General features: G+C 67.9%; 6 protein-coding genes. 2 read left to right on the top strand and 4 right to left on the bottom strand.

All coding sequences use genetic code 11. The features are described 5' to 3' along the window. Nucleotides 1-234 precede the first annotated feature (234 nt). On the bottom strand, nt 235-2,346 hold the full coding sequence (locus tag WA965_RS01980; protein WP_526300761.1) for a UvrD-helicase domain-containing protein: 2,112 nt from the start codon (nt 2,344-2,346) through the stop codon (nt 235-237). 81 nt (nt 2,347-2,427) lie between these two features. Here WA965_RS01980 and WA965_RS01975 point away from each other — a divergent pair, with 81 nt between their 5' ends. Then, nucleotides 2,428-2,679, top strand: coding sequence for a mycoredoxin (locus WA965_RS01975; RefSeq protein WP_526300759.1), 252 nt, complete (start codon nt 2,428-2,430; stop codon nt 2,677-2,679). A gap of 148 nt (nt 2,680-2,827) precedes the next feature. Here the strand turns inward: WA965_RS01975 and nudC are convergent, their stop codons facing one another. Then, on the bottom strand, nt 2,828-3,760 hold the full coding sequence (nudC, locus tag WA965_RS01970; RefSeq protein WP_526300775.1) for an NAD(+) diphosphatase: 933 nt from the start codon (nt 3,758-3,760) through the stop codon (nt 2,828-2,830). Between the two features lie 60 nt (nt 3,761-3,820). Continuing rightward, complete coding sequence (locus WA965_RS01965; protein ID WP_526300757.1) at nt 3,821-4,900, bottom strand: potassium channel family protein; 1,080 nt, start codon at nt 4,898-4,900, stop codon at nt 3,821-3,823. Between the two features lie 46 nt (nt 4,901-4,946). Here WA965_RS01965 and WA965_RS01960 point away from each other — a divergent pair, with 46 nt between their 5' ends. Further along, a complete protein-coding gene (locus WA965_RS01960) occupies nt 4,947-5,342 on the top strand; it encodes a DoxX-related protein (RefSeq protein WP_526300755.1) in 396 nt (131 codons plus the stop codon). Between the two features lie 11 nt (nt 5,343-5,353). Here WA965_RS01960 and WA965_RS01955 read toward each other — a convergent pair. Further along, a partial coding sequence (locus WA965_RS01955; protein ID WP_526446984.1) for a 3'-5' exonuclease occupies nt 5,354-7,165 on the bottom strand: 1,812 nt, incomplete at its 5' end.

The following is a 7,165-nucleotide window of genomic DNA, read 5'->3' as shown; positions in this document are numbered from 1 at the left end:
GCGCCGCAATGGCGGCGGCGGCTATAGCGGCGGCGGGATGCGCGGGGTGCGCCCAGACGGGGGCGTGGAAGGTCCGCGACATTCCGGCAACGCGTACGCCGGTGAACAGTTGATTCCTGATCATTGTCGTGACACCCTCCTCTCGCACATGGCCTTCGTCTGTGTGTTCCGAGGCTAGACGGTACCAGCCGAAACCGACAAGCGATTTTCTGACCAGCAGCTTTGGCACGATCTTTACGAAGTTTGGCGGCCTTTGACCATCGCGAGCACGTCGGTACCGAACTGCTCCAGCTTGCGCGCACCGATACCCGGGATGGCGACCAGCGCGGCGTCATCCGTCGGCAGGGCCTCAGCGATCGCGATCAGCGTGTTGTCGGTGAACACCACGTAGGCGGGCACGCTCATCTCTTTCGAGATGCGCAGCCGCCAGTCCTTGAGCTCGGCGAGCAGTTGTTCGTCGAGGTCGGACGGACACGTCTCGCACCGCCGCAGCATGATCGCCGGGGGTGAGGTCAGCGCGGAATTGCACACCCGACAGCGCGGCGCCGGCCCGCGGGGTTTACGCGAACGACTCGGGCCGTCATCGCGCTCAGACTGCGGTGCGATGCCGTTGAGGAAGCGCGACGGGCGCCTGCCCTGCCGTCCGCCGGGGGCCCGCGCCAACGCCCAGCTGAGCGCCAGATGCACTCGCGCCCTGGTGACTCCGACGTAGAGCAGCCGCCGCTCCTCTTCCACCGGCTCGCTGTCGGGGCCGTGGGACAACGCATGGGAGATCGGCAGTGTGCCGTCGGCGAGCCCGACCAGGAACACCGCGTCCCACTCCAGGCCTTTGGCGGCGTGCAGCGAGGCCAGCGTGACGCCCTGCACCACCGGCGGGTGGCGGGAGTCCGCCCGCTGGCGCAACTCGGTGACCAGGGCGCGGAGGTCGAGCTGTGGACGCTGCGCCACCTCCTCGTCGACCAACTCGGCCAGTGCGACCAACGCCTCCCAGCGCTCCCGCGCGCGGGTACCCGGCGGCGGCTCGGCGGTCAGACCCAGCGGCTCCAGCGTCGCTCGGACCATCTCCGGCAGTGGGCGTTCGGACTCGGCCGGATCCCGTTCGGCGGCGCGCTGCAGCGCCAGCAGTGACTGCCGGATCTCCTGCCGGCTGAAGAACCCCTCACCGCCTCGGACCTGGAACGGCACGCCGACCTCGGTGAGCGCCTCTTCGTAGACCTCCGACTGCGCGTTGATGCGGTAGAGCACCGCGATTTCCGAAGCGGCAGTGCCGGATTCGAGCAGTTTCTTGACCTTGCGGGCCACCGCTGCGGCCTCGGCGACCTCGTCGGGGTACTCGCTGAACGTCGGCTCCGGACCCGGCGGGCGCTGACCCACCAGGTGCAGCCTGCTGCCCGCCATCCGGCCGCGCGCGGCGGCGATCACCCTGTTGGCCAGCGACACCACCTGCGGCGTGGACCGGTAGTCGCGCTCCAATCGGATCACCGCAGCCTCGGGGAACCGCCGCGAGAAGTCGAGCAGATACCGCGGTGAGGCTCCGGTGAACGAGTAGATGGTCTGGTTGGCGTCGCCGACGACGGTCAGGTCGTCACGGCTGCCGAGCCAGGCGTCCAACACACGCTGCTGCAACGGGGTGACGTCCTGATACTCGTCGACGACGAAGCAGCGGTAGCGGTCGCGGAACTCCTGGGCCACCGCGGCGTCGGTCTCGATCGCGGCCGCGGTGTGCAGCAGCAGGTCATCGAAGTCCAGTAACGCCCTGCCTTCGTGGCGGGCTTTGAGCGCCTCGTAGGCGGTGTACACCGCGGCGACCTTGGCTGCGTCGAACGGGATATCGCGACCCGCCTCGGCGACGGTCGACGGGTAGTCCTCGGGGCTGACCAAAGACCCCTTGGCCCATTCGATTTCACCGGCGAGGTCGCGGACGTTGTCGGTGCCGGTGGGCAGGCCGCTGCGGTTGGCCGCCTGGGCCACGATCGAGAACTTCGTGTCGAGGAGTTGCCATTCGGTGTTGCCCACCACCCGGGGCCAGAAGTACGCCAGTTGGCGGCGCGCGGCGGCGTGGAACGTCATCGCCTGCACCCCACCGGTACCCGTGCCGTCGTCCAACGCCCGCAGACGACCGCGCATCTCCCCTGCCGCACGCTGGGTGAACGTCACCGCGAGCACCTGGGCCGGGGCGACATGGCCGGCCGTCACGAGGTGAGCGATGCGGCGGGTGATGGTGCGCGTCTTGCCGGTCCCGGCGCCGGCCAGCACACACACCGGTCCGCGCGCGGCGAGCACGGCTTCACGCTGCTCCTCGTCCAGGTCGCCAAGCAGCCGGTCACGCGAGGCCGTTGGGGACATGCCGCCCATCATGTCAGCGCGGCCTGACAACCGCGGGCACGGCTCGGGCATGTTGGCGGCGTCGACTACGTTGAGTGCCTTATGAGCGCTGATCAAAACGTTGTGACGATGTACACCACGTCGTGGTGCGGCTACTGCGTCCGCCTGAAGAAGGTCCTCAAGAACGAGGGCATCGCCTTCACCGAGGTCGACATCGAGGCCGACCCAGCCGCCGCGGACTTCGTGGCGACGGCGAACGGGGGTAACCAGACCGTGCCGACGCTGAAGTTCGCCGACGGCTCGACCCTGACGAATCCGACTGGAGCGCAGGTCAAAGCCAAACTCGCCGGCTAGTTCGGTTCGACCAAGCTCTCGTCACTCCTCGCATCGAGATTGACATCATGGCTGCGGTTTCCCGGCCCTTTGAGGGGTCTCACAGCCCAGGTGTCGATCTCGCCATGAGGCGGCATACCGAACCGATCCCGGGACTGCGCGCGTGGGCTCAATCCAGCGCGGCCCAGGATTCGATGATCTCCCGGGCGATCGAAATGGATCCGGGCAGCAGCAGTCGGGACTGACTCGTCGAACCCCAGTCGCCCTGATCGAGGGCCTCGCGGATCTCGGTGCGGGTGAACCACGCCGCTTCCGCGATCTCGCCGTCGTTGAATGCGAACTCCTGCTCGGGATCCCCAAGAGCGTGGAAGCCGATCATCAGCGATCTGGGAAACGGCCACGGCTGGCTGCCCAGATACTCCACATCGGTGACGGTCAACCCGATCTCCTCGGAGATCTCGCGAACCACACAGGTCTCGAACGACTCACCGGCCTCGACGAATCCAGCGAGGATCGAGAAAAGCCGGTCCGGCCACAGCGTCTGGCGGGCCAACACGGCGCGGTCGTGGCCGTCGTGCACCAGACAGATGACCGCAGGGTCGATACGCGGGAACTCCTCGCGGCCGGTGACCGGGTTGACCCGTGACCACCCGGATTTGGCGGGCACCGTCGGTGACCCGTCCAGGGGGCTGAACCGGGCGCTGTCATGCCAGTTCAACAGCGCTGTGGCGGTCGCCACCAACTGGGCGCTCACATCGTCGAACACCTGGCCGGCACGGCGGAGGTCGAGCACCTCGGTCGGCGCAGCGGGATCGTCCGGGGGTTGCAGTTCCGCGCGGATCGCCCAGGCATGCCGACCGTCTCGCAGTCGGCCCAGGAACACCGCGTCCTCCGGCGGCGCGTCCCCGAGCGCGCCTGCCTGGCCGAGGACCGCGCTGCCTTCGGAGATCAGCACCTGGTTACGCCGATCCACGCGCAGCAGCAGCGCCTCCGACCATCCCGCGACAGCCGCGTCGACGTCGGTGCGCAACGTGTCCGCGCGGTCTGCTCCCACCCGGGACAGCAGCGGGATGTTGCGCAGCCGGAAACCCGAAGGATTCATCGTCTTGTGCCGCTCTTCGCGCAAGCGCTCATCGCTGCCCACGGCTCTTCGCGCAAGCGCTCATCGGTCGGAGTCCGCGCTACGAATGAACAGCAGCCTGTCCCCGAGTTCGAGCGAGTCGACCTCGGGATCGTCGACGCGGATCAACTTCGTGTTCCGCACGACGCCGAGGACGATGTCGCTCTGATGCCGCGGCGAGCTGCCCGCTTCCTTGGGCGTGACCTCGCGTTCGGCGATCGCGAAGCCGGCATCGGGAGTCAGCAGGTCCTCCATCATCTCCACCACGCTGGGCGTCTGCACGGCGATGCCGAGCAGACGACCCGCAGTCTCAGACGTCACCACCGTGGAGTCCGCGCCGGACTGTTCGAGCAGATGCTGGTTTTCGGCCTCGCGGACCGCGGCGATGATCTTGGCGTTGGGTGCGAGTTCACGCGCCGTGAGTGTGACGAGCACAGCGGTGTCGTCACGATTGGTCGCGACGATGATGGACTTGGCGTGCTGGGCGCTGGCCAGTCTCAGCACTTCGGAGTCGGTGGCACTGCCGCGTACGGTCACCAGCCCGGCGCTCTTGGCTCGCTCGAGCGCGGTCGGGTTCTCGTCGACGACCACGATGTCAGCGGGCGCGATCTCGTCGCCGATCATCGCCGCAACCGCCGTTCGACCCTTGGTTCCGTAGCCGATGACCACCGTGTGGTTGCGCAACTTGTTCCTCCACTGCTGGATTCTGAACGCCTGCCGGGACTCGGTGGTCAGCGTCTCTACCGTCGTACCGATGAGCACGATGAGGAACGCCACCCGAAGCGGCGTGATGACGACGATGTTGACGAACCTGGCGGTGTCGGTGATCGGCGCTATGTCACCGTATCCGGTCGTCGAAAGGGAGACCGTCGCGTAGTAGAAACAGTCCAGCAGCGACAGCCCGTTCTTCTGCGTGTCGCTGTACCCGTCTCGGTCGATGTAGACGATGAGCACCACCGCGCACAGCACACCCAGAGCGATCACGATCCGCTTGGTGATCCGCAACCAGGGGCTCGGTACCTCGTGCGGGATCTGCACCCGATCAACAAGCGAATGCACCGGCTGATCGGCCAGTGAACGGTTGATCCTGCCGAGCCGCCGACGCAAACGACCTCTAACCATGGGGGTCCGTCACCGCTGGAGGCTGCCGCACCCGCACAATGTAACCATGGCCTCGCCCCCTTCCGTACTGCAGCAGATCACCAAGTCGTCGCGTGGCGCCAAGACCGGCGTCTGGCTGATCGGCATGGGGGTCCTGCACTTCGCCGCGCCCAAGCCGTTCGACACCATCGTCCCGACCGAGCTTCCCGGCAGTCCGCGTGCCTACACCTACGGTTCGGGTGTCGCCGAGATCGCCGTCGGTGGCCTGCTGGTGGCCCCGAAGACCCGGCGCGTCGGTGCGCTGGCCGCGATTGCGCTGTACCTCGGAGTGTTGCCGGCCAACGTGAACATGGTCCGGCTGTGGAAGGACAAGCCGCTGCCGATGCGTGCTGCCGCGGTCGCCCGGCTGCCACTGCAGATCCCGATGATCACCCAGGCGCTGAAGATCTACCGCGAGAGCTGAGCCGAGACAGCTCACGCGGCGGCCGCGTTCATCAACTCGGCCACCTCCTGCTCACTGAGCAGCATGTCAGGACGAACGGTCCGCCCGGATCGCACATAGTGGAACGCGGCGCGCACCGACGAGACCGGACAGCCCTGGAGCCGCGCCCACGCGAGCCGGTAAATTGCGAGCTGAACAGCGTTGCGCTGCAGATCTTCTGGTGTCGACGGCGGCGCTCCGGTCTTCCAGTCGACCACCGTCACCCCGCCGTCCCCGTCGGCGAAGACCGCGTCGATCCGACCACGCACCACACGACCCGCGATGACCATGTCGAACGGGATCTCCACCTCGACCGGCGTGCGCGCCGCCCATTCCGACACCGCGAACGCAGCCTGCAGTTCCTCGAGCTGTCCACGGTCCTGTCGGTCGGCATCCACGGCGCCGGGTAGGTCGTCGAGATCGAACAGCTTCTCCGCCTGGAAGTACCGCTGCACCCATTCGTGAAACGCCGTGCCCAGCAACGCCTGTGAGTCGGGCTGGCGCGGCAGTCGCCGATGCAACCGCCGTGCGACGGCGTCGGGTTCGCGGCCGAGCTCGACCAGCGTGCTCACCGACAGCTGCGTGGGCAACTCCGGGGTGGGCCGCTGTGCCGAGCGTTCCCGTTCGGCGAGCAGCGCATCGACATCGGCGGCCCAGCCGTGCGGATCGCTCGGCGTGTCGGCCTGCCGGTCTGCCGACATCGCCCGCACCACCAATCGGGCGCCTCGGTCGGTGTCCTCGCGGCGGCCGGCCACCGGGTCGACCGGCCACATCGCTTCGACAACACGATCGCGGACCGGGTTGGGCTCACCGTCGGCGGGGGCATCCGCCCACACCTCCACCGACCCGCACGGCGTTCCCGCGGCGACGGATTCGTCGATGACATCCTTGAGCTCACACAGAAAAGTCGACGGGCCTCGAGGCTTGGACTCGGTGGCTCCCCAGTGATGGCCCGATACGAGCAGGGTGCGTTCGGCACGGGTGATCGCCACGTAGAGAAGCCGGCGTTCCTCGTCGGTTCGTCGCTGGTCGAGGCTGCGCTTGTGGTCAGAGATGCTGTCCGACAGAGCTTTCCGGTCGCTGACGGTGGAGGTGTCGAGCACCGGGACGCCGTGGTCGGAGACCGTGGCGCAATCGCCGCGCAGCAGTGGAGGCAGATCGGCCGCATCGGTCAACCAGGTGCGAGAGGACGCCGTCGACGGGAAAACCCGACCGCTGAGGTGTGGCACGGCGACAACCTGCCATTCCAGCCCTTTGGCCGCGTGCACGGTCAAGATCTGCACCCGGTCCGCGGCCACCGTGATCTCGGCGGGCGCCAAACCGTTCTCGACCTGTTCGGCGGCGTCGAGGAATGCCAGCAGGGTCGACACCGTGGTCCCCGGCCTGGACGAGAAATCGGCGACCACGTCTCCGAACGCGTCCAGGTGCTCAGTACCCGACCACCCTGCCGACACTGGTTGCGCCGCTCTGACTTCGGCGTCGACCCCCAGCAGTCGGCGAATCTCGGCGACCAGATCGGGCAGCGGGCTGTCCAGATGAGCTCGCAACGCGGTCAGTTCCCGCCACAACGCCACGATCCTGGTGTGACCGTCCGCCGAGTACGCGCCGGCGAGTCCGGGATCGCAGATCGCGTCGGCCAGGCACGCCGCGTCCGCGTCCGGAGCGACCTGCGCGATGATCTTCTCGGTCCCACCGCTCTGCGCCGCCGCACCGACGTCGTCGAGCTGCACGGCGCGTCGCCACAGCGCCGCGATGTCCCGGGCGCCCAGTCGCCAACGGGGACCGGTGAGCACGCGCATCGCGGC

The organism is Mycobacterium sp., from assembly GCF_049683935.1.
Classification (GTDB): domain Bacteria; phylum Actinomycetota; class Actinomycetes; order Mycobacteriales; family Mycobacteriaceae; genus Mycobacterium.
The sequence above is the reverse complement of the archived record's forward strand: the minus strand, read 5'-3'. Positions and strand labels throughout refer to the sequence as shown.